The sequence below is a fragment of the Oleomonas cavernae genome, from assembly GCF_003590945.1.
In the GTDB taxonomy this organism is placed as follows: domain Bacteria; phylum Pseudomonadota; class Alphaproteobacteria; order Zavarziniales; family Zavarziniaceae; genus Zavarzinia; species Zavarzinia cavernae.
The window spans coordinates 4,290,485-4,313,037 of the sequence record NZ_QYUK01000011.1 but is presented as its reverse complement, the minus strand read 5'-3'; the positions used below and the strand labels follow the sequence as shown (position 1 = coordinate 4,313,037).

General features: G+C 66.3%; 24 protein-coding genes and 1 pseudogene. 17 read left to right on the top strand and 8 right to left on the bottom strand.

Annotated features, from left to right (window positions below; translation table 11 throughout):
- Positions 1–2: 2 nt before the first annotated feature.
- The 3 genes from D3874_RS24770 to D3874_RS24760 form a co-directional block, all read right to left on the bottom strand.
- Positions 3–1,610: a carboxyl transferase domain-containing protein gene (locus tag D3874_RS24770; protein ID WP_119782007.1), complete on the bottom strand. Its 1,608-nt coding sequence runs from the start codon at positions 1,608–1,610 to the stop codon at positions 3–5.
- The gene (locus tag D3874_RS24765; RefSeq protein ID WP_456306435.1) at positions 1,607–2,776 is read right to left on the bottom strand and encodes an isovaleryl-CoA dehydrogenase; all 1,170 of its coding nucleotides are present in this window, start codon (positions 2,774–2,776) and stop codon (positions 1,607–1,609) included. Before D3874_RS24765 ends, D3874_RS24770 begins: the two co-directional genes overlap by 4 nt.
- 267 nt (positions 2,777–3,043) lie before the next feature.
- A complete protein-coding gene (locus tag D3874_RS24760; RefSeq protein WP_158596206.1) occupies positions 3,044–4,111 on the bottom strand; it encodes a penicillin-binding protein activator in 1,068 nt (355 codons plus the stop codon).
- 119 nt (positions 4,112–4,230) lie between these two features.
- Between D3874_RS24760 and rsmI the strand changes: the two genes are divergently transcribed.
- The 7 genes from rsmI to D3874_RS24725 all read left to right on the top strand — a co-directional run bounded on the left by rsmI (position 4,231) and on the right by D3874_RS24725 (position 8,964).
- Positions 4,231–5,172, top strand: a complete 942-nt coding sequence (gene rsmI, locus D3874_RS24755) for a 16S rRNA (cytidine(1402)-2'-O)-methyltransferase (protein ID WP_119782482.1) — start codon at positions 4,231–4,233, stop codon at positions 5,170–5,172.
- Positions 5,169–5,534: a YraN family protein gene (locus D3874_RS24750; protein ID WP_119782004.1), complete on the top strand. Its 366-nt coding sequence runs from the start codon at positions 5,169–5,171 to the stop codon at positions 5,532–5,534. Before rsmI ends, D3874_RS24750 begins: the two co-directional genes overlap by 4 nt.
- A 28-nt stretch (positions 5,535–5,562) precedes the next feature.
- A complete protein-coding gene (locus D3874_RS24745) occupies positions 5,563–6,147 on the top strand; it encodes a BON domain-containing protein (RefSeq protein ID WP_158596205.1) in 585 nt (194 codons plus the stop codon).
- Positions 6,148–6,175: 28 nt separating this feature from the next.
- Positions 6,176–7,021, top strand: a complete 846-nt coding sequence (locus D3874_RS24740) for a SirB1 family protein (protein WP_119782001.1) — start codon at positions 6,176–6,178, stop codon at positions 7,019–7,021.
- A gap of 13 nt (positions 7,022–7,034) precedes the next feature.
- Entirely contained in the window at positions 7,035–7,973 is a 939-nt protein-coding gene (gene gshB, locus D3874_RS24735; protein WP_119781999.1) for a glutathione synthase, read from the top strand.
- Positions 7,974–8,070: 97 nt separating this feature from the next.
- Positions 8,071–8,487, top strand: a complete 417-nt coding sequence (locus tag D3874_RS24730; protein WP_158596204.1) for an ester cyclase — start codon at positions 8,071–8,073, stop codon at positions 8,485–8,487.
- A gap of 15 nt (positions 8,488–8,502) precedes the next feature.
- Positions 8,503–8,964, top strand: a complete 462-nt coding sequence (locus tag D3874_RS24725) for an ABA4-like family protein (protein ID WP_119781995.1) — start codon at positions 8,503–8,505, stop codon at positions 8,962–8,964.
- A 257-nt stretch (positions 8,965–9,221) separates the two neighbouring features.
- On the opposite strand, the gene D3874_RS24720 is transcribed toward D3874_RS24725, so the two are convergent.
- Both D3874_RS24720 and D3874_RS24715 read right to left on the bottom strand, forming a co-directional pair.
- Complete coding sequence (locus tag D3874_RS24720) at positions 9,222–9,470, bottom strand: type II toxin-antitoxin system Phd/YefM family antitoxin (protein WP_119781993.1); 249 nt, start codon at positions 9,468–9,470, stop codon at positions 9,222–9,224.
- Between the two features lie 35 nt (positions 9,471–9,505).
- On the bottom strand, positions 9,506–10,726 hold the full coding sequence (locus tag D3874_RS24715; protein WP_119781991.1) for a polyhydroxyalkanoate depolymerase: 1,221 nt from the start codon (positions 10,724–10,726) through the stop codon (positions 9,506–9,508).
- A gap of 228 nt (positions 10,727–10,954) precedes the next feature.
- On the opposite strand from D3874_RS24715, the gene D3874_RS24710 reads away from it, so the two are divergent.
- From D3874_RS24710 to D3874_RS24665, 10 genes and pseudogenes are all read left to right on the top strand, one after another.
- Positions 10,955–11,611, top strand: a complete 657-nt coding sequence (locus D3874_RS24710) for a glutathione S-transferase family protein (protein WP_119781989.1) — start codon at positions 10,955–10,957, stop codon at positions 11,609–11,611.
- Between the two features lie 78 nt (positions 11,612–11,689).
- Positions 11,690–13,215, top strand: a pseudogene (locus tag D3874_RS24705) (YifB family Mg chelatase-like AAA ATPase).
- Positions 13,216–13,252: 37 nt separating this feature from the next.
- Positions 13,253–13,672, top strand: coding sequence for a thioesterase family protein (locus D3874_RS24700; RefSeq protein WP_119781988.1), 420 nt, complete (start codon positions 13,253–13,255; stop codon positions 13,670–13,672).
- Positions 13,673–13,799: 127 nt separating this feature from the next.
- On the top strand, positions 13,800–14,387 hold the full coding sequence (locus D3874_RS24695; protein ID WP_119781986.1) for a peptidoglycan recognition protein family protein: 588 nt from the start codon (positions 13,800–13,802) through the stop codon (positions 14,385–14,387).
- A gap of 7 nt (positions 14,388–14,394) precedes the next feature.
- Complete coding sequence (locus D3874_RS28195; protein WP_158596203.1) at positions 14,395–14,631, top strand: hypothetical protein; 237 nt, start codon at positions 14,395–14,397, stop codon at positions 14,629–14,631.
- Between the two features lie 3 nt (positions 14,632–14,634).
- Positions 14,635–15,582 carry a HEAT repeat domain-containing protein gene (locus tag D3874_RS24685; protein WP_147385851.1) on the top strand — a complete coding sequence of 316 codons (948 nt, stop codon included), beginning with the start codon at positions 14,635–14,637 and terminating at the stop codon, positions 15,580–15,582.
- Between the two features lie 117 nt (positions 15,583–15,699).
- A complete protein-coding gene (locus tag D3874_RS24680) occupies positions 15,700–17,394 on the top strand; it encodes an AmpG family muropeptide MFS transporter (protein WP_119781980.1) in 1,695 nt (564 codons plus the stop codon).
- Positions 17,395–17,569: 175 nt separating this feature from the next.
- Complete coding sequence (locus D3874_RS24675) at positions 17,570–18,418, top strand: GNAT family N-acetyltransferase (protein ID WP_233560147.1); 849 nt, start codon at positions 17,570–17,572, stop codon at positions 18,416–18,418.
- A gap of 152 nt (positions 18,419–18,570) precedes the next feature.
- Positions 18,571–19,170 (top strand): TetR/AcrR family transcriptional regulator, encoded by a 600-nt coding sequence (locus tag D3874_RS24670; protein WP_119781978.1) that lies wholly within the window; start codon positions 18,571–18,573, stop codon positions 19,168–19,170.
- Entirely contained in the window at positions 19,167–20,261 is a 1,095-nt protein-coding gene (locus tag D3874_RS24665) for an SDR family oxidoreductase (protein WP_119781976.1), read from the top strand. Before D3874_RS24670 ends, D3874_RS24665 begins: the two co-directional genes overlap by 4 nt.
- Positions 20,262–20,264: 3 nt before the next feature.
- Here D3874_RS24665 and phoB read toward each other — a convergent pair whose 3' ends face one another.
- Genes phoB through pstB form a run of 3 tightly spaced genes read right to left on the bottom strand, consistent with a single transcriptional unit; the run spans position 20,265 to position 22,538 of the window.
- Entirely contained in the window at positions 20,265–20,999 is a 735-nt protein-coding gene (phoB, locus tag D3874_RS24660; RefSeq protein ID WP_456306434.1) for a phosphate regulon transcriptional regulator PhoB, read from the bottom strand.
- Positions 20,996–21,712: a phosphate signaling complex protein PhoU gene (gene phoU / locus D3874_RS24655; RefSeq protein ID WP_119781974.1), complete on the bottom strand. Its 717-nt coding sequence runs from the start codon at positions 21,710–21,712 to the stop codon at positions 20,996–20,998. Before phoU ends, phoB begins: the two co-directional genes overlap by 4 nt.
- A 25-nt stretch (positions 21,713–21,737) precedes the next feature.
- The gene (gene pstB, locus D3874_RS24650; protein WP_233560311.1) at positions 21,738–22,538 is read right to left on the bottom strand and encodes a phosphate ABC transporter ATP-binding protein PstB; all 801 of its coding nucleotides are present in this window, start codon (positions 22,536–22,538) and stop codon (positions 21,738–21,740) included.
- Between the last annotated feature and the right edge of the window lie 15 nt (positions 22,539–22,553).

The following is a 22,553-nucleotide window of genomic DNA, read 5'->3' as shown; positions in this document are numbered from 1 at the left end:
GGTCACATCCTGAACAGGCCGAAGCGGGTCGCCTCGGCCGGGGCGTTCATCGCCGCCGAAAGCCCCAGGCCCAGCACCATGCGGGTATCGGCCGGATCGATCACGCCGTCGTCCCACAGGCGGGCGCTGGCGTAATAGGGATGGCCTTGGGTTTCGTACTGTTCGCGCAGGGGTGCCTTGAAGGTCTCTTCTTCCTGTTTGGACCAGCGCTGCCCCTGGGCTTCCATATTGTCGCGCTTAACCTGGGCCAGGACCGAGGCCGCCTGCTCGCCACCCATGACCGAGATGCGGGCATTGGGCCACATCCACAGGAAGCGCGGCGAATAGGCCCGGCCGCACATGCCGTAGTTGCCGGCGCCGAAGCTGCCGCCCACCACCACGGTGAATTTCGGCACCTTGGCGATGGCGACCGCGGTCACCATCTTGGCGCCGTCCTTGGCGATGCCGCCGGCCTCGTATTTCCGCCCGACCATGAAACCGGTGATGTTCTGCAGGAAGATCAAGGGGATGCCGCGCTGGCAGCACAATTCGATGAAATGGGCACCCTTCTGGGCGCTTTCGGAAAACAGGATGCCGTTGTTGGCGATGATGCCGACGGGATAGCCCCAGACATGGGCAAAGCCGGTGACCAGGGTCTGGCCGTACAGCGCCTTGAACTCGTCGAAGGCGCTGTCGTCGACGATGCGGGCGATGATCTCGCGCGCATCATAGGGTTTGCGTGCGTCCAGCGGCACGATGCCGTGCAGCTCCTCCGCCGGATAGCGCGGGGCGACCGGCGCGCGGATCTCGACGCCGGGGCGCTTCACCGTGTTGAAGCTGGCAACGATGCGCCGGGCGATGCCCAGGGCATGGGCGTCGTTCTCGGCATAGTGGTCGGTCACGCCCGAGGTGCGGCTGTGGACATCGGCACCGCCCAGTTCCTCGGCGCTCACCACCTCGCCGGTCGCGGCCTTCACCAGGGGCGGGCCGCCGAGGAAGATCGTGCCCTGGTTCTTCACGATGATCGATTCGTCCGACATGGCCGGCACATAGGCGCCGCCCGCGGTGCACGAGCCCATGACCACCGCGACCTGGGGGATCCCCTCGGCCGACATGTTGGCCTGGTTGAAAAAGATGCGGCCGAAATGATCGCGGTCGGGGAAGACCTCGTCCTGGTTGGGCAGGTTGGCGCCGCCCGAGTCGACCAGGTAGATGCAGGGCAGCCTGTTCTGTGCCGCGATCTCCTGGGCGCGCAGGTGCTTCTTCACCGTGACCGGATAATAGGTGCCGCCTTTCACCGTGGCGTCGTTGGTGACGATCACGCATTCGCGCCCCGCCACCCGGCCGATCCCGGTAATGATCCCCGCCGCCGGCACCTCGCCGCCATAGAGGCCGAAGCCCGCCAGTTGCGAGAATTCGAGGAACGGCGAGCCCGGATCGATCAGCGTGCGGATGCGGTCGCGCGGCAGCAGCTTGCCGCGCGCCAGGTGCTTGTCCCGCGCCGCCTTGCCGCCACCCAGGCGGATCGCGTCGACCTTCTCGCGCAGGTCGGCGACCAGGGCGCCCATGGCGGCCGCATTGGCCTTGAAGCTGTCGCCGCGCGGATCGGCCAGGCTTTCGAGAATGGTCATGCCATGCCCTTCATCAGCTCGCGCCCGATCAGCATGCGCCGCACCTCCGACGTGCCGGCGCCGATCTCGTAGAGCTTGGCGTCACGCAGCAGGCGGCCGGTGGGATAGTCGTTGATGTAACCATTGCCGCCCAGGCACTGGATCGCCTCGAGCGCCATCCAGGTCGCCTTCTCGGCGGCATAGAGGATGGCACCGGCGGCGTCCTGGCGGCTGACCCGGCCCTTGTCGCAGGCCTGGCCCACGGCATAGACATAGGCGCGCGAGGCATTGAGCGCCACATACATGTCGGCGATCTTGCCCTGCATGAGCTGGAAATCGCCGATCGGCTGGCCGAACTGGCGCCGCTCGCGCACGTAGGGCAGCACCACGTCCAGGCAGGCCTGCATGATGCCCAGCGGCCCGGCCGAGAGCACCGCGCGCTCGTAGTCGAGCCCGCTCATCAGCACGCGCACGCCGTCGTTCAGCCGGCCCAGGATGTTCTCCTGCGGCACTTCGCAATCCTGGAACACCAGTTCGCAGGTGTTGGAGCCGCGCATGCCCAGCTTGTCCAGCTTCTGCGCGGTCGAGAAGCCGGCAAAGCCCTTCTCGACCAGAAAGGCGGTGATGCCCCTGGGGCCGGCGGCGGGATCGGTCTTGGCATAGACCACCAGGGTCTGGGCATCGGGCCCGTTGGTGATCCACATCTTGTTGCCGTTCAGGACATAGCGGTCGCCCCGCTTCTCGGCCTTCAGTTTCATCGAGACCACGTCCGAGCCGGCGCCGGGCTCCGACATGGCCAGCGCGCCCACATCCTCGCCCGAAATCAGCTTAGGGAGATAGCGGCGCTTCTGTTCGGCCGTGCCGTTCAGCTTGATCTGGTTGACGCAGAGGTTGGAATGGGCACCGTAGGACAGGCCCACGGAAGCCGAGGCGCGGGAGATCTCCTCCATCGCCACCATATGCGCGAGGTAGCCCATGCCGGCGCCGCCATATTCCTCGTCGACGGTGATGCCCAGCACGCCGAGGTCGCCCATCTTGCGCCACAGGTCCATGGGGAACTGGTTTGTCCGGTCGATCTCGGCCGCGCGCGGCGCGATCTCGTGGTCGGCAAAGGAGCGGACGCTGTCGCGCAGCATCTCGATATCCTCGCCCAGGTCAAAGTCCAGGAGCGGCAGGCTGTTGCTCACGGTAATCCTCCCTTTTAATAACGATCATACGTTAGTTTCTTTTGAGCGCAAGAGACTTGAGGCCAGCGTACCAAGGCCCTGTTCCTGGGCGGCAACGCCAAACGGGTGTTCAGGCTGTAAGGCCCTGGAGACGCATGGTGCGTCCTTCGAGACGCCGTCTTCGACGGCTCCTCAGGATGAGGAGAGTCTTTTTGCCATAAAGATTCTCCTCATCCTGAGGAGGCCCGCAGGGCCGTCTCGAAGGACGCAGGCTGCCGGTGCAGCGCGTCAGAACCCTTGCCCGGTGAAGGTCTCGGGGGCGGGGCGGATGACCTGGGGGCCTGAGGCGGTGACTTCCAGGATGGCCAGGCCGTGCTGGGGCACGCCGTCGGCGCGGAAGCGGAACAGGCCGTCGACGCCGGCGAAGCCGTCGGGCGCGGTCAGGACCCGGGCCGCGTCGGCGAAGCCGCCGGCCTGGCGCGACAGGAGCACCGCCAGGGTCACGGCGTCATAGGCCTGGGCCGCGATGCGCGGCGGGCGGTGGCCGTAGGCGCCCTGGAAATGGCTGGCGAAGCGCTCGAACCGGTCGGGCGACGGGCCGGCGTACCAGCCGCCCAGGGTCAGGGGATCGCTGCCCAGGTTGGAGCCCGACCATTGGTCGGTCCCCAGCAGGCGCACGGCACGCGAATCAAAGCCCAGGCCGGCCAGCACCGAGGTCACCTGGGCAAGTGCTGCCCCGCCTTCGGGCACGAACAGGGCATCGACCTGGGGCCGGCCGTCCGGTCCGGGGGCCAGCAGCGCCTTCAGGCTTTCGGTCGGCTGCAGGCTGCCCGACTTGTAGCGCTCCACCCCGGCGACGGCGCCGCCGTGAGAGCCCACCGCCACCTCGAAGGCCGATCCGACCACCTCGCCGTAGGCGCCCAGCGGGATCAGCGCGCCGAAGCGCTTGAGCCCTGCATCGGCGGCATGGGAGACGACGGTCGAGACCTGCTCCTCGGGCATGAAGCCCATCAGGTAGACGCCGCCGCCGCCGGCGCTGCGGTCGGTCGAAAAGCCCAGCACGGTCAGGCCCCTGGCCCGCGCGGCCGGGGCTGCGGCCTTGACCGAGGTGGCGCCCAGCGGGCCGATCACGACATCGGCGCCGCCGACCAGGATATTCTGCACCGCACCCGTCGCCGTCGCCGCCGAGGTGCCGGCATCGGCCGGCAGCAATTCGATGTCGGGGGCGTTCAAGTCGAACAGGGCCAGTTCGGCGGCATCCTGCAAGGCCCGGCCCACCTCGGCCGCCTGGCCGCTCATCGGCACCACCAGGCCGACCTGGGTGCGCTGCGGCTCGACCGGGGTCGGCACCGTCACGGCTGACGGCGGCGGCTGATTGAGGGTAGGGTCGGGGGCACGGACCCCGCAGGCAGCCAGGCCAAGCACAAGGAGGACACCCAAGGATGAGCGGAACTGAGGCCGGCGGACCGCCGTCTGTGCCTTTGCCAGAGGATGCACCGGAACTCTCTCCTGCACTTGACCCTTGGGAGGGGCTCGAACCATCGGGCGGCCAAGGTAGCGGCGGCGGGCGCCCAAGTAAACCGGGGCCCGGCCTCCATCTCGTCGCCACGCCGATCGGCAACGCCCGGGACATCACGCTGCGCGCGCTCGACGTCCTGGCGGCCGCCGATCTCATTGTGTGTGAGGACACACGGGTGACCAGCCGGCTGATGCAGATCCATGGCCTGCACCGGCCGCTGATGCCATATCACGATCACAACGCGGCAAAAGTGCGGCCGGAAATCCTCGCCCGCCTGGCCCAGGGCGCGGTGATCGCGCTGGTCTCCGACGCCGGGACGCCGCTGGTCTCCGATCCCGGCTACCGGCTGGTGGTCGACGCGGTGGCGGCCGGCATCAAGGTGACCACCCTGCCCGGCGCCTCCTCGGTCCTGGCGGCCCTGACCCTGGCCGCCCTGCCCACCGACCGCTTCCTGTTCGCGGGCTTCCTGCCGCCCAAATCGGCCGCCCGGCGCGAGACCCTGGGCGAACTGGCCCCCGTCCGCGCCACCCTGGTGTTCCTCGAATCGGCCCAGCGCCTGGCCGATATGCTGGCCGACGCCGCGGCGGTGCTGGGCCCGCGCCCGGCGGCGGTCGCGCGCGAACTGACCAAGCTGTTCGAGGAGGTCCGGCGCGAGACGCTGGACAGCCTCGCCGCCCACTACGCCGCCGCCGGCCCGCCCAAGGGCGAGGTCGTCGTGGTCATCGGCCCACCGACCGAGGCCGCGGGCGCCAGCGAGGCGGAGATCGACGCCGCCCTCCAGGCGGAACTGGCCCATGCCGGGCCTTCCGCCGCCGCGGCCAAGGTCGCCGCGGCCTTCAACCTGCCCCGGCGCCAGGTCTATGCCCGGGCCATGGCGCTGAAGGCCGCCGCCCCGTGAGCCTCAAGGCCCGGCGCCAGGCCCAGCGCGCCGGCCGCCTGGCCGAGTTCTTCGCCGCCACCTCGCTGCGCCTGCGTGGCTGGCGCATCGTGGCCCGAGACTGGCGCTGCAAGCAGGGCGAGATCGACCTGGTTGCCCGGCGCGGCGGCGTCGTCGCCTTCATCGAGGTCAAGCGCCGGGACGGCTGGACGGCGGCGGCCGACGCGGTCAGCCTGCGCCAGCGGCAGCGAATCGGCCGCGCTGCCGCCTTTTTTCTGGCCCAGCATCCAGGCCTTGCCAGCCTTCAGCCGCGCTTCGACGCGATCCTGATAGTGCCCTGGCGGCCACCGTCCCATATAAGGGATGCGTGGCGAATCGATTGAGACGGCCCTCGACGGCCACGGAGCGACCATGAACGTAAAACCTGCCGCCGCCCTCCTGACCCTTGCCCTGGCCGCCCCCAGCCTGGGCGGCTGCGTCGCCGCCGCCGTCGGCGCCGTCGGCACGGCCGGCTATGTCGCGGCGCAGAACCGGGCGCCGGGCCAGGTGGCGGACGATGCCACGATCCGGATCGGCATCAACGACCGCTTCTTGAAGAAATCCGAGAGCCTGTTCTCCAACGTCAGCGTCGAGGTGGTGCGCGGCCGGGTCCTGCTGGTCGGCACGGTTTCCAGTTCGGCCGACAAGGCGACCGCTGAATCGCTGGCCCGCGAGGTCGAGGGCGTGAAGGAAGTCGACAACCAGATCCAGGTCGCCGACGACGGCGGCGTGGGCGGCTATGCCTCCGACAGTTGGATTACCACCAAGGTCAAGTCGAACATCGTCACCGACTTCTCGCTGAACGGCTTCTCGATCGGGGTCGAAACGGTCAACAGCATCGTCTATCTTTCCGGCGTGGTACGCAGCGAGGCGCAGCGCGACAAGGCGGTGGAGATCGCCCGCGGCATCTCGGGCGTGCAGAAAGTGGTCAGCGCGATCCAGGTCTCGCCCGAATGAGAATTCCCGCCCGATGAGTGTCGCCTGAATGCCGCAGCTCGAACCGGCCCCCCTGCTGCGCGGTGAAATCGAGGAGGCGCTCGACGCCGCCGGGCACCTCGACGACCGGGCGATCGACCTTGCCGGCATCGCCCTGCTGTTCGCCGCCCTCGACCGGCCGGGCGTCTCGCTGGTGCGCTACCGCCACCATCTCGACGACCTCGTGGCCGGCGTGCGCGATGCCCAGGCCGGCAGCGCGCTCGAGGCGGCGGCGGCCCTGCAGCGGGTCTTCGGTGAACGCTTCGGCTATGACGGCGACCGCCTGACCTATGACGACCCGCAGAACGCCAACCTGATGCGGGTGATCGACCGGCGCAAGGGCCTGCCGGTGGCCCTGGGCATCCTGTTCACCCATGCCGCGCGGGGGGCGGGCTTTGCCCTCGACGGCCTGGCCTTCCCCGGCCATTTCCTGGTGCGGCTGGAGACCAAGGGCGAGCGCGTGATCCTCGACCCGTTCAACGGCGGCCGGGTGATGGAGATCATGGAACTGCGCCGCCTGGTCAAGCAGATGATGGGCCCCGACCAGGAACTGACCCCGGCGCTGACCGACACGGTGGGCAATCGCGCCGTCCTGCTGCGTCTGCAGAACAATCTCAAGACCCGGGCCCAGGGCCAGGGCGACGTGGAACGGGTGGCATTCCTGGCCCGCTCGATGCTGCGCCTGGTCCCCGACGATGCCGCGCTGTGGCTGGAATACGGCCAGGCCGAAAAGCACCTGGGCCGCCTGGGTGCGGCCAAGGCAGCGCTCGAAGCCTGCCTCGAGCATTCGCTGGACGGCTACCAGACGATCGAGGCGCAGCGCCTGCTCCAGGCCCTGCGCCTCGCCCTCAACTGACGAAAGCGGCATCATGGGTCTTACCGTCGCCATCCAGATGGATCCGGTCGAAAGCTTCGACATCGCGGTCGACTCGACCTTCCGCCTCGGCCTGGAGGCGATCGCCCGGGGCCATCGCCTGTTCTATTACCTGCCCAAGGCGCTGAGCCTGAAGAACGGCCGCGTCGTCGCCTGGGCGCAGGCGCTGGACCTGCGGCGCGAGAAGGGCAACCACTTCAGCGCCGGCCCGGGCTTCGAGCTCGATCTGTCGACGGTCGATGTCGTCTTGATGCGCCAGGACCCGCCCTTCGACATGGCCTATATCACGGCCACCCACATCCTCGAGCACATCCACCCCAAGACCCTGGTGGTGAACGATCCCGTCGAGGTGCGCAACGCGCCCGAGAAGCTGCTGGTCACGCATTTTCCCCAACTGATGCCGCCCACCCTGATCACCTCGCGCAAGGCCGAGGTCGAGGCCTTCCGGGAGGAGCACCAGGACATCATCGTAAAGCCCCTGTTCGGCAACGGCGGCGCCGGGGTTTTCCACTTGAAGCCCGGCGACGAGAACCTGGGCAGCCTGATCGAGACCTTCACCCTGCTGTACCGCGAGCCGATCATCGTCCAGCGCTACCTGCCCGAGGTGCGCCTGGGCGACAAGCGCATCATCCTGGTCGACGGCAAGCCGGTGGGGGCGATCAACCGGGTGCCGGCCGAGGGCGAATCACGCTCGAACCTCCACGTCGGCGGCACCGCCGTGCGCAGCACGCTCACCCCGCGCGAGGTCGAGATCTGCGACACCATCGGTCCCGTCCTGTCGGCCAAGGGCCAGATCTTCGTCGGCATCGACGTGATCGGCGACTACCTGACCGAAATCAACGTGACCAGTCCCACCGGCATCCAGCAGATCGAGGCCTTCGACGGCACCAATGTCGCCGCCCTGATCTGGGACGCGATCGAGGCCCGGCGCTAGGCACCGCCCCCGGCCCGACGACGGCTAGCGCGAGCGCCGGAGTTTTGCGATCATGGCACTGCTTCGCGCCACAAAAGCCAAATCAAGGGAGGGCAGCGTGAGCGACCAGACCGAGAGCCACAAGGCGCTGATCCGCGCCCATTACGAAGCGACCATCAACCACTTCGATCCGGCCAAGATCGATGCCCAGGTGGCGCCGGATTTCGTCGATCACGGCTCGCCCGGCGAGGCCGTGCGCGGGCCGACGGGCGTGAAGAGCCAGATCGCCTCGCTCCACGCCGCCTTCCCCGATCTGCATGTGGTCGTGGTCGACATGATCGCCGAGGGCGACCGTGTCGCCGTGCGCAGCCGCTTCCGCGGCACGCACCGGGGGCCGTTCCGCGGCATCACCCCGACGGGGGCGCGGATCGACGTTACCGGCACCTTCTTCTGGGCGATCGAGCGCGGCCGCATCAAGGAGCGCTGGGGCCTGCTCGACACTCAATGCCTGCTGCGCCAGTTGGGCGTGCCCTGAATCGGGAGCATCAAGGTGACCCTCGACGGCGAGACCATGGGCCTGATGTTTCAGGTCCTCAACTGGGCGGTGCTGCCGTTCTGGCTGCTGCTGCTCGTCGCCCCCGGCTGGACGCCCGGGCCGCGCCTGATCAGCGGCCGGATCGTCCCCGCCCTGCTCGCCGCCTGCTACGTCTTCCTGCTGTTCGCCGGCGCCGGCGCCGCCTTTACTGAGCCGGTGCCCAATGCCGGCGACGGCCTGACCCTCGACGCCATCATGTTCATGTTCACCAAGCCGGTCGTGGCCTTGCTGGGCTGGGTCCACTACCTGGCCTTCGACCTGTTCGTCGGCGCCTGGGAGGCCCGCGATGCCAAGGAGCGCGGCGTGCCCTACTGGCTGCTCGCCCCCTGCCTGATCCTGACCTTCGCGGTCGGGCCCGCCGGCTTCCTCGCCTATGTCCTGCTCCGCAAGGCGGCGGGGCGGCGGTCGCTTGCTTAGGATGATTTTCCTTCCATCCTCACCACCCAAACTCGTCATGGCCGGGCGAAGTCCCGGCCATCCACGTCGGCAAGCTGCCTCTTGCGTCAACGGATGTGGCTCGTCCCGACGTGGATGACCGGGACAAGCCCGGTCATGACGGTTGGAGTATCGGTGGGGATGCAGCCTCACGGCGCGTTTCAAACACCCTGCCGCAAATCGGGTGGGCGACGTCTCCGATTAAACGCACGCCGATCCAGACGTGAAGTCTGTTGTAGTTACTTCCCGTTGAAAAGACGGAGCAGCTCTTCGTCGTCGGCGTCGAGGTCAAGCGGCGCCGCAAATTTGCCCTCGAGGAGACCGATGCGCTTGTTCAGGTTTTGGGATGTGGCCATCGCCGGCGGAAGCAGCCGCGCTGCCGGCTGGCCGTCGCGCGCAATAACAATCTCGCTCTCATCGCCAGCTTCAAGCGCAGCGATGAGCCTGGACAGGTTGGAGATCGCTTCTCGTATGTCGACGGTCGTCATGCCGAATTCCTTTAGACCGTGCGAAGAATGAGCCCCTACTCGTTCGCCAGGATCATGTTCTTGACCCGGGGGTAGATCTGGTTTTCCCACTTCTTGCCGTTGAAGACGCCGTAGTGGCCGACGCCGGGCTGGAGGTGGTGGGACTTCTTGTAGGGGCGGATCTTGCTGCACAGGTCCTGGGCGGCGACGGTCTGGCCGACGGAACAGATGTCGTCCCGCTCGCCCTCGACCGTGAACAGCGCGGTCTTGCGCACCGCGGTCGGGTCGACGGTCTGGTTGCGCCAGCGCATCTTGCCCAGCGGCAGTTCATATTCCTGGAACACCCGGTTGACGGTCTCCAGGTAGAATTCGGCGGTGAGGTCCAGGACGGCGAAATACTCGTCGTAGAACACCCGGGTGCTTTCCGCCTTGTCGTAATTGCCGGCGGCCAGGTTGTTGTAGAGCTCGCGGTGGGCCTTCACGTGGCGGTCGGTGTTCATGCTCATGAAGGCCGAGAGCTGGGTGAAGCCGGGGTAGACCTTGCGCCCGCCGCCCGGCAGGCGTTTGGGCACGGTCGAAATCAGGTTCTTCTCGAACCATTCGATCGGGTGGTCGGTCGCCAGCTTGTTCACCACCGTCGGGTTGATGCGGCAGTCGATCGGGCCGGCCATCAGGGTCATGGTGCGCGGCTGCATCGGGTTGTTGTTCATGGCCATGACGCAGACCGCGACCAGGGCATGGACGCAGGGCTGGCACACCGCCACCAGGTGGCCCGGCGTGCCGATCTTCTCCAGGAAGGTGACGACGTGCTCGACATATTCGTCGAAGCCGAAGCGCCCGGCCGAGACGGGGACATCGCGGGCATTGTGCCAGTCGGTGATGTAGACGTCGTGGTCCTGCAGCAGGGTCAGCACCGTGCCGCGCAGCAGGGTGGCGAAGTGGCCCGACAGCGGCGCCACCACCAGGACCGGCGGCTGGGCGACGCTGACATCCTTCTTGAAGTGCAGCAGGGTGCCGAAGGGGGTGGAGAACTCGCGCACCTCGCTCACCGGCACTTCGCGGTTGCCGACCGTCACCGACTTGATGTCGAAGGGCGGGCGATCATGGGTCAGCCTGGTGTGGCCGAAGACCTCGAAGGCCGCGGTGAAGGCGCGGTAGGGGTAGAAGGCCGAGAAGCCCGACATCATCGGATTGCGCAGCACCGTGGCGGTCCCGCGGGCCAGCGCGCGCAAGGGGTCCATTACATCGGCTTGCGCTTGGTAGATGTCATACATCATGCGATGTCACCGGCCCCAAGGACCTGTTCGGTCAAAAAAATGCCCAAACAGGTGTGTATCAACGTCGAATTCACCCGTGCATTTTTCGCTGCACTGCCACAATATCAGCGGGACGGATCACGAAGCGCAATAAGGAACTGTCGCAAGAAGGCTGATAGACAGCTTTTTGGTGCAGTGCAGGAAACCAAGGCTCGGGACAGGGAACCCATAACCTAAGGCAGGGCGGCAATGGCGAAGGCCACGTTAACCATCAGCAGCAAGAATTATTCGTCCTGGTCCCTGCGCGGCTGGTTGCTGTGCAAGCTCGCCGGCCTCGACTTCAAGGAGAAGGTGCTCTCGATCGACGACCCTTCGGCCCGCGCCGAATTGCTGCTGCTGTCGCCGTCGTTCAAGGTGCCGGCGCTCACCCATGGCGACATCACCGTGTGGGACACGCTGGCGATTGCCGAATATCTGAACGAGGTGGTGGCCGATGCCAGGCTGCTGCCCGAGGATCTGGCCGCCCGCACCCATTGCCGCGCCGTCTCGGGCGAAATGCACTCGGGCTTCGCCAACCTGCGCGCGGCCCTGCCCATGAACCTCAAGGCCTTCCACCCGAACTTCAAGGTCTGGGCCGGGGCCCAGGCCGATATCGACCATGTCGTCTCGATCTGGCGCACCTGTCTCGACAGCTACGGCGGCCCCTTCCTGTTCGGCAAGAGCCCGACCATGGCCGATGCCATGTTCGCCCCGGTCTGCACCCGCTTCCGCACCTATGACGTCAAGCTGGACCGCAAGTGCGACGCCTATTGCGACCGCATCATCAGCACCCCGCCGATGATCGAATGGATCGCCGCCGCCAAGGCCGAGCCCGAGGAGTTGGAAGAACTCGACGTCGAGTTCTGACCACAGCGCAGGATTGGGCTGGCCCGGCCGATGCGCGCTGCTTAAGGTGGGTCCCTCCACCTGGGATTACAGCGCCTGATGGTTGTCCGCATCCGTACCGTCGCCTTTGAAGGCATCGAGGTCGTGCCCGTCGATGTCGAGGTGGCGATGGCGTCGGGCCTGCCGGCCTTCAATGTCGTCGGCCTGCCCGACAAGGCGGTGGGCGAAAGCCGCGAGCGGGTGCGCGCGGCGCTGGGCGCCATCGGCTTGGGCCTTCCGCCTAAGCGCATCACCGTGAACCTGGCGCCGGCCGACCTGCCCAAGGAAGGCTCGCATTTCGACCTGCCGATCGCCCTGGGCCTGATGGCGGCCATGGGCGTGGTCCCGGCCGAGGAACTCGACGGCCATGTGGCGCTGGGCGAACTCTCGCTCGACGGGCGGCTGAACCCCATCTCGGGCGTGCTCAATGCCGCCGTCTCGGCCGCGGGCGAAGGCCGCGGCCTGATCTGTCCCGAGCGCTCGGGGGCGGAGGCGGCCTGGGTCGGCGGGCTCGACATCCTGGCGCCGGCCTCGCTCATCGCTCTGGTCAATCATTTCAAGGGCACCCAGATCCTGGGCATCCCCATCGCACGTGAACTGGCGGCGGTGGCGGGCGGCCCCGACCTGCGCGACGTGAAGGGCCAGGAAAGCGCCAAGCGGGCGCTGGAAATCGCCGCGGCCGGCGGCCATCATCTGCTGATGATCGGCCCGCCCGGGTCGGGCAAGTCGATGCTGGCGGCCCGCCTGCCCGGCCTGCTGCCGCCGCTGGAACCATCGGAAGCCCTGGAACTCAGCCTGATCCAGTCGGTCGCCGGGCAACTGGCGGAAGGCGCCATCGCCCGCACCCGGCCGTTCAGGAACCCCCATCATTCCGCCAGCCAGGCGGCCCTCATCGGCGGCGGCCAGAAGGCCCGGCCGGGCGAGGTCAGCCTCGCCCATCGCGGCGTCCTGTTCCTCGACGAACTGCCCGAGTTCCAGCGTGCCGCCCTCGATGCCCTGCGCCAGCCCATCGAGATCGGCCAGGCCGTGGTTGCCCGCGCCAACGCCCATGTAACCTATCCCGCGCGTTTCCAGCTCGTCGCGGCGATGAACCCCTGCCGCTGCGGCCACCTGTCGGATCCGGGCCTGGCCTGTTCGCGCGCGCCGCGCTGTGCCGCCGATTACCAGACCCGGCTGTCCGGCCCCTGCTCGACCGTTTCGACCTGACGGTGGAAGTGCCGCCGGTCGCCGCCGCCGACCTGGCCCTGCCGCCGCCGGCCGAAGGCAGCGGGGAAATCGCGGCCCGGGTCGCCGCGGCCCGGGACCGGCAGCGCACGCGCTTCGCCCGGCTGGACAAGGCGCTGGTGCGCGGCGCCATCACCAATGCCGATGCCGAGGGCGAATTGCTCGAGGCGATCGCGACGCCCGAGGCGCCGGCCCAGGCCCTGCTGCTCGACGCCGCAAGGCGCCTGCGCCTGTCGGCGCGGGCCTATCACCGCGTCCTGAAAGTCGCCCGCACCATTGCCGACCTGGCCGGGGCGCAGACGGTCGGCCGCCTCCACGTCGCCGAGGCCCTGTCGTTCCGGCGCATGGAGCCGGTTGCCTGATGTCCAGCCCCGGCCATAATGCGAGCCGGGAGGCACCATGACACCCGACGATCTCAAGCCCGGCCTGCGCCACAGCCAGACCATAACCGTGGACGCCAGCCTGACCGTGCCCAGGGTCTCGGCCGCTTTCACCGGCTTTGCCGACATGCCCCCGGTCTTCGCCACCGCCTTCCTGGTCGGCTTCGTCGAGTGGACCTGCATCGAGTTGCTGCGGCCCTACCTCGCGCCCCACCAGCGTACCGTCGGCACCTGTGTCGACCTGAGCCATGTCGCCGCGACGCCGATCGGCCTGGCCGTGACCGCGCAGGCGGAGCTGGTCGAGATCGAGGGCCGCAAGCTATGCTTCCACGCCCGCTGCCACGACGTGCGCGAATCGATAGGCGAAGGCCATCATGAACGCGCCATCATCGACTACGACAAATTCATCGCGCGGATCGGGCTGAAAACATCGACCTGATCGAAGCCTTCCCGACAGTTTGGCAACTTTCTTTACCCCAGAGGGAATTCATAAAATAGACTCGCCATTCACATTGATATTGGGATAAATTTCTACCTCTGGATTTGACTGTCTGGGGAACGACACCATGAGCTGGAAGGGGATCGTCGGGGAATCCTTTACGCAGAGCACATTTGACAACTACTGCCATCAATTGAAATGGATAAATTGGCGGCCCAACTTCATTACCCTGCACAACACAGCAATACCGTCTTTGGCCCAGAGACCGAACGGCTTCAAGAAATCCCACATGGCCAATCTGGAAGCTTACTACAGAGATCAAAAAGGGTGGAAAGCCGGACCTCATCTCTTTATCGATGACTTGGCGATATGGGTTTTCACGCCGCTGACGGTTTCCGGTACCCACTCTCCCTCATGGAACAAAGTATCCATTGGCGCTGAAATGCTTGGCGATTTCGAGACGGAGTCCTTTTCGTCCGGCCGGGGCCTGAAAGTTAGAAAGAATACCGTGGCGGCGATAGCAACGCTTTCGGCAATCTTAGGCCTCGATACTTCAGCAATGAAGCTTCATTACGAAGATCCCCTTACCGATCACGCATGCCCCGGAAAAAATGTCCGGAAGCAGGAGGTTATCGACGAAGTCAATCAACTGATCGTTGAGCGTCATGCCGGCGACCATGACGCCGCCGGACTGGGCAACGTCCTTTCTGGATGAGGATACAATGGATCAAAAGTACATATTTTGGCCCGCGCTCATCATCGGCCTCATGCTTGCGGCTGCGGGCGGCATCAGCATGTCGATGTCACTTATCGCATCGACAACCTCTTTGCTGATTTTGTGTTGCGGCTTGGGAATCATTTTGGGCGCATTTGGGTCAACAGCAACGATCAAGCACAAAGGGGCCGTCGTCACCGGCGTGGCCGCCATATCGATAGTACTGCTCCTGGTAGTTGATTAGTTGATGCGCGATGATATGGTAATAATACGTATAGATGGGGATATTCAAGGATCCAGAGTGGAGCTATATGCAGGCGACAAGAGTTATTATGGAGCTGATCGCGGTCGATCCTACGAATTCATAGTAATTAGTAGAGGCATAAATTCGCAGAGATTGTCGGTGATAATTAGTTTTCCGGGCAGCGATACGGAAGATCCGCAGGAGTACCCGTTCGAATGCGTGTCCAAGGCGGAAGTCGAGCCCTACCTCGGCTCGGGAAAAATACTGCAATGGCGATTTGATCGGCGAGCCGGCGCCCTTATTGGTGAAGGCGTGCGCAAAATTGCCGATGTCGGGCCGTGCCAGGGCGGTTCTCGTCCGCTCTCTCCGTTCGTTTGGCAAGGTGATTTTTCCCTGATATCGACGGCAATAGCCGACCCCGCTATCAACTTCGCTGACATCCTTGATGATCTGGAGTCGGATTCGACCACGGTCCGTCGGGAGGCCCGATCGCTTCTCTACCAGGAGGGAATGAAGGCAATCCCACCGATGCTTGAGCGCTTGAAAGAGCGGAAGGACTCATATCGCGTCAGGCTGGGTGTTGCTGTTGCTCTGACGGAATATATGAGGGAGCACAAGTCCGAGCGGCGAGAAATTGCGAAGTTGATCGACGACCAGTCGTTGGAGGTTCTCTGCCAGATGGCCGGGGATGAAGATAGAACGGTTAGGGTCTTTGCCTCCGAGTTTCTGTACGATCTGGGGGATCCGAGAGCCGTGAAGATCGCGCTGGAACTGATAAGAACGGCCTCCGAAAATGGTAAGTACAATCTCATTCTGGTCATCCACGGTGCTTATCCAGACCTCAAGGAGGCTGATCGTGCGGCCCTGGCCCTCTCCTTCAATGGGCTTCGGAGTGATGTCGGGCCCCGCACACAGGAACTGATCGACAAGGTTTTGGGTAGCGGCTCCTGATGTCCGTGAAGCGACGGCAATCGACGCGACAAGCGCATGGGGTGAAAGTGATGCTGTCGTAATAGCGGCAAAGAACGACTCCCTCGCAAGAGCTGGCTGGCCGGGCGAGGATAGTGCATGAGTGATTCGTCGGTGAAACCCTCTCCCTCCTGGTGGCGTGCGCTGGCCGTCTATGGCGAGCGGCGGGTGCTGGTCATGCTGGCGCTCGGCTTTTCCGCCGGGCTGCCCAACCTGCTGGTGTTCGACACCCTGTCGGGCTGGCTGCGCGACGACGGCGTCTCGCTCGCGGTGATCGGCTTCTTCAGCCTGGCGACCCTGGCCTATTCGGCCAAGTTCCTGTGGGCACCGCTGGTCGATCGCTACGACATTCCGCTGCTGTCGCGCCGGCTGGGCCATCGCCGCTCGTGGATGCTGGCGGCTCAGGTCGCGGTGATGGCCGGCTTGATCCTGATCGCCGGGCAGAATCCGGCCGACAACCTGGGCCTGGTCGCCGCCTTCGCCGTGTTCGTCGGCTTTTCCGGGGCGACCCAGGACATCGTCATCGATGCCTGGCGCATCGAGGCGGTGGAAGGGGCCAAGCAGGGTGCCATGGCCGCAGCCTATCAATGGGGCTATCGCATTGCCGGGCTGGTCGCCGGCGGCGCGGCCCTGGCCCTGGCCGAGGCCTTCACCTGGAATTTCTCCTATGCCGCCATGGCCTGCCTGATGATCGTGGGCATGATCGGCGTGCTGACCGCCCCGCGCGAGGCATCCCGCGCGCCGCGTCCCGCCCCGCGCGCCGGCCGCCCCGGCCTGACGCCGGCGATCGCGGCCGAATGGCTGGTCCGGGCGGCGATCCTGCTCATCGGCGCCTTGATCGTCGGTGCCGGCCTGAGTGGCGATCCCTTCACCTTGACCCTGCTGTCGAGCGCCGTCGGCTCGCCCGACGGCTTCGGCCTGGCCCCGCTGTGGACCGTGCCGCCGCAGGCCGTCTTCCTGCAATTCGGCGCCGTCATCGTCGGGCTGGGCCTGATCGTGGTGGCCTGCTGCCCCATTCCCGGCATCGAAACACCGCCGGGCCGGACCCTGGCCGAGGCCTTCGGCACGCCGCTGGCGGTGTTCTTCCGCCGCTATGGCCGCCTGGCCGGGCCGATCCTGGCCCTGATCTGCGTCTACCGCCTGTCGGACTTCGTGCTGAACATCATGAATCCCTTCTACCTCGACTTAGGCTTCACCAAGATCGAGGTGGCCGAGGTGCGCAAGGGCTTCGGCCTGGTCATGACCATGGTAGGGGTCTTTGCCGGCGGCTATGCCGTGGCCCGGTTCGGCATTCTCCGGTCCCTGCTGGTCGGCGCCTTCGCCGGCCCGGCCAGCAACCTGGTCTTTGCCTGGCTGGCGCTCCAGGGGCCCGATGTGCCGTCGCTGATCGTCGCCATCGGCATCGACAACCTGGCCTCGGGCTTCGCCGGCACCTGCCTGATCGCCTATATGTCGGGGCTCACCTCGGCCGGCTTCACCGCCACGCAATATGCCCTGTTCTCCTCGCTCTACGCCCTGCCCGGCAAGCTGATCGCCTCGCAGTCGGGCCGCATCGTCGAGGGCGCCGCCCGGGGTGCTGAGGACGGCGGGCTGTTTTCGGCCGTCATGCCCTGGCTGTCCGACCTGCCGCCCCAGGCCTTCGCCGCCGGTGCGGCCAAGGCGGGGACAAGTCCTGCGGCGCTGGGTGCTGGATATGTCACATTCTTCCTCTATTCAGTGGTGATTGGGCTCTTCGCCATCGTGCTGTGCTTCGTCGTCGTCAGGCGGCAGTCGCGGGACGGTCGGTCCGTTTGACCGGCGAGGCCCGAGGGCGGTATGCTGATCCCTTATCAGGTGGGTCGGACCCGGCTGGGGAGGCACCACCGTGCGGGAGGGGATGCCGCTTTTGGAATGACGCGGCGCCGGGGGGCAGACCGGTGGCCTGTGTCGATCGGCGGGCAGGCGCAACGGCGCAGACAAGCAGGTGAACGTGGCGTTGAACACACTGAAGGTTGACGAGGGCGCGGGCGAGGCGGTACCCGCCCGCCGGCCGGCCGATACCGACAAGCTCGAGGCCCGCCTGGCGCGCACCGAGGCGGAACTGCTCGCCTCGCAGGCGCTGCGCTACCGTGTCTTCTACGACGAAATGGGCGCCCAGCCGACGCCGGAACTGGCGGCGGCCAAGCGCGATTTCGATCACTTCGACCCGTTTTGCGACCATCTGCTGGTGTTCGATCACGGCGACGGCAGCCAGCCGCCGGTGGTGGTCGGCACCTACCGGCTGTTGCGGGAGTGCGTCGCCAAGGCCCACGGCGGCTTCTATTCGGCCAGCGAATTCGACATCGCCATGCTGGACCGCGGACGCCGGCCGGACGACAATTTCCTGGAACTGGGCCGCTCCTGCGTGGCGCCCGAATACCGCACCAACGCAGTCATCCAATTCCTGTGGCGCGCCATCGCCGGCTATATCGTCGAGCACAAGATCAGCCTGATGTTCGGCTGCGGCAGCTTCCACGGCGTCGATCCCGACGCCCTGGCCGTGCCGCTCGGCTATCTCCACCACTATCACCTGGCGCCGCCCGAGCGCCGCGTCCGCGCCCTGCCCAGCCGCTTCGTCACCATGGACCGGATCCCCAAGGAGCAGCTCAACCCGCGCGAGGCCAAGCGCACCCTGCCGCCGCTGATCAAGGGCTATCTCAGCCTGGGCGGCTATATCGGCGACGGTGCCGTGATCGACCCGGAATTCCAGACCGTCGACTGCTTCATCATGGTGCCCTGCGATACCCTGACCGAGCGCTATATCCACCGCTATCGCCGCGAGCAGAGCGAGGCGGAGTAGTCAGTCCCCGCTCATAGTGTAACAAAGCATCACCAGCCCGGCCCTGCGCGACGGCGGTTAACCGCGTTCGCGGGTTGAGGGGTGCGGGAAAATTTCTCCGTTGCAAAAAATATGAAGATCGGTCTACATATTTTCTGCAACAAGGAACACCCATGGCCGGACCATCGAAATTGCCCAAGGGGGAAAAGACCCGCGACCGCCTGGTCGCTTCAGCGCTGGCGACCTTCCACGCGCAGGGCTATCGCGGCACCGGGCTGAATCAACTGATCCAGGAAAGCGGTTTTCCGCGCGGCTCGCTCTACTTCCATTTTCCCGACGGCAAGGAGGCGATCGCGACGGCGGCAGTGGTACTGGCCCAGGATGTCATCGGCCAGGGTATCGACATGGCCTTTGCCGCGGCCTCCTCCCCGCTCGAGGCGCTGAAGTTGATCGTCGATGGCTTTGCCCGGGAACTGGCAGCCTCGAACTACGCCCGCGGCTGCCCGGTGACCACGATCGCGCTCGAGACCGGCGAGGATACGCCGGCGCTGGGCCTCGCCTGCGCGCAAAGCTACCAGGACTGGCTGGCGCGCATCGCCCGCCACCTGGTCGCCGCCGGCATCGCCGCGGAACGGGCGCCACGCCTGGCGACCTTCGCCCTGTCGGCGATCGAGGGCGCCCTCATTCTGGCCCGGACAGGCCGTTCGCGCGCACCGCTCGACGATGTCGTCGCCGAGATCGCACCACTCTTCCACACGAGGAACGCCAGATGACAAAGACCATCCTGATGACCGGCATCACCGGGTTGATCGGCCGCTGGACCGCCGCCCGGCTGACCGCCGACGGTCACAAGGTGCTGGGCCTGGTGCGCAACGCCAAGGCGCGCGAGGCCGAGTTCAAGGCCTGGGTCGTGTCTCATGGCGGTATCGCCGCGCAGCTCGAGCTCATCGAGGGCGATCTGGCGCTGCCGGGCCTGGGCCTCGCCCAACGGGACAGGAGCCGTCTCGCCCAGGCGCGCCACATCTACCATCTGGGTGCCTTGATGGATTGGAGCGACGACCGCGTGCGCATGCACCGGGTCAATGTCGAGGCGACGGTGGACCTGCTTGCCCTCGCCCGCTCGATCGAGGGGTTCGAGCGTTTCGTCCACATCTCGGGCTATCTGGTCACCGCGGGGGCGTTCTGGCGCTCCCTGGGGTTCGAGCGGGATAAACTGGTTGAAGACGAGGGCGCGGCGCAGAAGGCATTCCGCATCTTGCGCAAGCGCGGCGCGGTCTATGAAAACTCCAAGATCGAGGCGGACATCCTGGTGCGCCGGGCGGCCCGCCAGGGCCTGCCGGCGGTGATCGTCAACCCATCCAGCGTGATCGGCCACGCCAAGACCGGCGAAGCGCACCAGATGTTCGGCATCGAGGGCCTGATCCAGGGCATCTCCAACGGCTCGATGTCCGCCATTCCCGGCAAGGTGGGCGACTGGGTGCCGTTGCTCACTGTCGACTATCTGGCGGCATTCCTGGCGCGGGCGCCGATGCTGCCCTGGAGTGCCGGCCAGGACTTCACCGTACTGCACCAGGGCACGCCCGACCTCGCCCGGGTGATCTCGATCATTGCCGAGGAGCTGGGCAAAAAGGCGCCGCGGCATCACGTGCCGCTGTGGCTCCTGCGGCCATTGCTCAAGGCCGGACTCGACCGGAAAACCGGCACGCCGGCGCAGGCCCTGGCCTTCATCAACGCCTATCGCTTCGATACCAGTGCCGCCGAGCGTGCCGCCATCGAAATCGGCCTTGCCCATCCCGACATCGAGCAGGCCCTGCGTCAGAGCATTCGCTACTTCACCAGCCAGCCGGCCTTGCGCCGGGCCTGACGCCTAGTGGCGGATGGGCCGGCCGCCGGCGCCCTGGGTGTCGATGGCATAGCCGGCGGAGCGCACGGTGCGGATCATGTCCTTGCCACCGTTGGCGTTCAGGGCCTTGCGCAGGCGGCGGATGTGGACGTCGACCGTGCGCTGCTCGATATAGATATCCCGGCCCCAGACCGCGTCCAGGATCTGCTCGCGGCTGAACACCCGGCCCGGGTTTTCCAGGAAATGGCGCAGCAGGCGGAACTCGGTGGGGCCCAGGTGGATCTCGCCGCCGTTGCGCATGACCCGGTGGGACGACAGGTCCATCACCACGTCGGCATAGGCGAGGCCTTCCTCCGACAGGGCCGGGCGCGAGCGGCGCAGCACCGCGCGGATACGGGCCAGCAACTCGTTGGGCGAGAACGGCTTGGTCACATAGTCGTCGGCACCCGATTCCAGGCCACGCACCCGGTCGCTTTCCTCGCCCCTGGCGGTCAGCAGGATGATCGGCACCTGGCGGGTACCCTGCTTGCGGCGCAACTGGCGGCAGACCTCGATGCCGGAGACCGAGGGCAGCATCCAGTCCAGCACGATCAGGTCGGGCAGGCGCTCGTCGACCAGCATCAGCGCCTCGTCGCCGTCCATGCCCGCGCGCACGTCGAAGCCGTTGGCCTCGAGGTTGTAACGCAGCAGATCGACCAGGGCCGGCTCGTCCTCGACGATCAGGATCGAGGGCTTCATGACAGGGGTCAGTGCCGTCATGCGGCGACCGTCGGGTCGGAGATCTGCGAGGTGATGTCGGCCTTGGGCCGGTCAGACTGCATCCGCGAACCACGCACGATGAAATAGACCGTCTCGGCCATGTTGGTGGCGTGGTCGCCGATCCGCTCCAGGTTCTTGGCGATGAACAGCAGATGGGTGCAGCCGGTGATGGTGCGCGGGTCTTCCATCATGTAGGTCAGCAGTTCGCGGAACACGCTGTTGTAGAGCTCGTCCAGCGCCGGGTCGCGGTCGCGCACCTCGACCGCCCGGTCGGCGTCCTCGTTCGAGAGGGCGTCGAGCACGTCCTTGACCATGCTCAGCACCATCTCGCCCATGCGCGGAATCGCGTGCATGGTCTGGACCGGCACCGCGATACCGATCGAATTGGCGCGCTTGGCGATGTTCTTGGCATAGTCGCCGATGCGCTCCAGGTCGGTCGCGATCTTCAGCGCGCCGACGATGTGACGCAGGTCGACCGCCATCGGCTGGCGCAGGGCCAGCAGGCGGGTGACCAGGTCCGAGATTTCGCCGTCGAAGACATCGATGCGGGCATCGGAATTGATGGTGCGGTCGGCCAGCGCCCGGTCGCGCCGGACCACGGCCTGGACGGCGGAGGCGATGTTGGCTTCCGCGATGCCGCCCATGCGCAGCACCTTGGTCTTGAGGGCGTTCAACTCCTGGTCGAACGCCGAGACGATATGATTGTCGGCCATTGGGTCGATTCCTTCGTGTCCGCGTTCAGCCGAAACGGCCGGTAACGTAGTCCTGGGTACGCTTGTCCACAGGATTCGTGAAGACCCCTTCGGTCGGGCCGTTTTCGACCAGCACGCCCAGATGGAAGAAGGCGGTGCGCTGGGAAACGCGCGCGGCCTGCTGCATCGAGTGGGTGACGATGGCGATGGTGAAGTTCTCGCGCAGCTCGTCGATCAGTTCCTCGATCTTCGCGGTGGCGATCGGGTCGAGGGCCGAGCACGGCTCGTCCATCAGGATCACTTCAGGGCTGACCGCAATCGCGCGGGCGATGCACAGGCGCTGCTGCTGGCCGCCGGAGAGGCCGGTGCCGGGCTGGGGCAGGCGATCCGAGACTTCCTTCCACAGGCCGGCCCGCTCCAGGCTCGCCTTGACGATGTGCTCGAGGTGATCCTTCGACTCGGCCAGGCCGTGCAGGCGCGGGCCATAGGCCACATTGTCGAAGATCGACTTGGGGAACGGGTTGGGTTTCTGGAACACCATGCCGACCCGGGCGCGCAGGTGCACGACGTCGAGGTCGGGGGCATAGATGTCGTCGCCGTCCAGGCGGATGTCGCCCTGGACGCGGCACGACGGGATGGTGTCGTTCATGCGGTTCAGCGTCCGCAGGAAGGTCGACTTGCCGCAGCCCGACGGGCCGATCAGCGCCGTCACCTGGTTCTTGGCGACTTCCAGGTTGATGTTGTACAGCGCCTGTTTTTCGCCGTACCAGAGGTTGACGCTCTTGGCCGAAATCTTGGCCACACCCTCGAGCGGGACGGTGTGGGTCGTGAAATCAAGGGTGTTCATGGGGGCGGTCATGGG

What these genes read in the sequence shown, in the direction of transcription:
- D3874_RS24770 (WP_119782007.1), bottom strand. Translation starts at nt 1,610, where the DNA reads ATGACCATTCTCGAAAGCCTGGCCGATCCGCGCGGCGACAGCTTCAAG.
- pstB (WP_233560311.1), bottom strand. Translation starts at nt 22,538, where the DNA reads ATGAACACCCTTGATTTCACGACCCACACCGTCCCGCTCGAGGGTGTG.
- D3874_RS24695 (WP_119781986.1), top strand. Translation starts at nt 13,800, where the DNA reads ATGAGCTGGAAGGGGATCGTCGGGGAATCCTTTACGCAGAGCACATTT.
- D3874_RS24720 (WP_119781993.1), bottom strand. Translation starts at nt 9,470, where the DNA reads ATGACGACCGTCGACATACGAGAAGCGATCTCCAACCTGTCCAGGCTC.
- gshB (WP_119781999.1), top strand. Translation starts at nt 7,035, where the DNA reads ATGGGTCTTACCGTCGCCATCCAGATGGATCCGGTCGAAAGCTTCGAC.
- D3874_RS24670 (WP_119781978.1), top strand. Translation starts at nt 18,571, where the DNA reads ATGGCCGGACCATCGAAATTGCCCAAGGGGGAAAAGACCCGCGACCGC.
- D3874_RS24700 (WP_119781988.1), top strand. Translation starts at nt 13,253, where the DNA reads ATGACACCCGACGATCTCAAGCCCGGCCTGCGCCACAGCCAGACCATA.
- phoU (WP_119781974.1), bottom strand. Translation starts at nt 21,712, where the DNA reads ATGGCCGACAATCATATCGTCTCGGCGTTCGACCAGGAGTTGAACGCC.
- D3874_RS24680 (WP_119781980.1), top strand. Translation starts at nt 15,700, where the DNA reads ATGAGTGATTCGTCGGTGAAACCCTCTCCCTCCTGGTGGCGTGCGCTG.
- D3874_RS24745 (WP_158596205.1), top strand. Translation starts at nt 5,563, where the DNA reads ATGAACGTAAAACCTGCCGCCGCCCTCCTGACCCTTGCCCTGGCCGCC.
- D3874_RS24740 (WP_119782001.1), top strand. Translation starts at nt 6,176, where the DNA reads ATGCCGCAGCTCGAACCGGCCCCCCTGCTGCGCGGTGAAATCGAGGAG.
- D3874_RS24710 (WP_119781989.1), top strand. Translation starts at nt 10,955, where the DNA reads ATGGCGAAGGCCACGTTAACCATCAGCAGCAAGAATTATTCGTCCTGG.
- D3874_RS24665 (WP_119781976.1), top strand. Translation starts at nt 19,167, where the DNA reads ATGACAAAGACCATCCTGATGACCGGCATCACCGGGTTGATCGGCCGC.
- D3874_RS28195 (WP_158596203.1), top strand. Translation starts at nt 14,395, where the DNA reads ATGGATCAAAAGTACATATTTTGGCCCGCGCTCATCATCGGCCTCATG.
- D3874_RS24715 (WP_119781991.1), bottom strand. Translation starts at nt 10,726, where the DNA reads ATGATGTATGACATCTACCAAGCGCAAGCCGATGTAATGGACCCCTTG.
- D3874_RS24685 (WP_147385851.1), top strand. Translation starts at nt 14,635, where the DNA reads ATGCGCGATGATATGGTAATAATACGTATAGATGGGGATATTCAAGGA.
- phoB (WP_456306434.1), bottom strand. Translation starts at nt 20,999, where the DNA reads ATGACGGCACTGACCCCTGTCATGAAGCCCTCGATCCTGATCGTCGAG.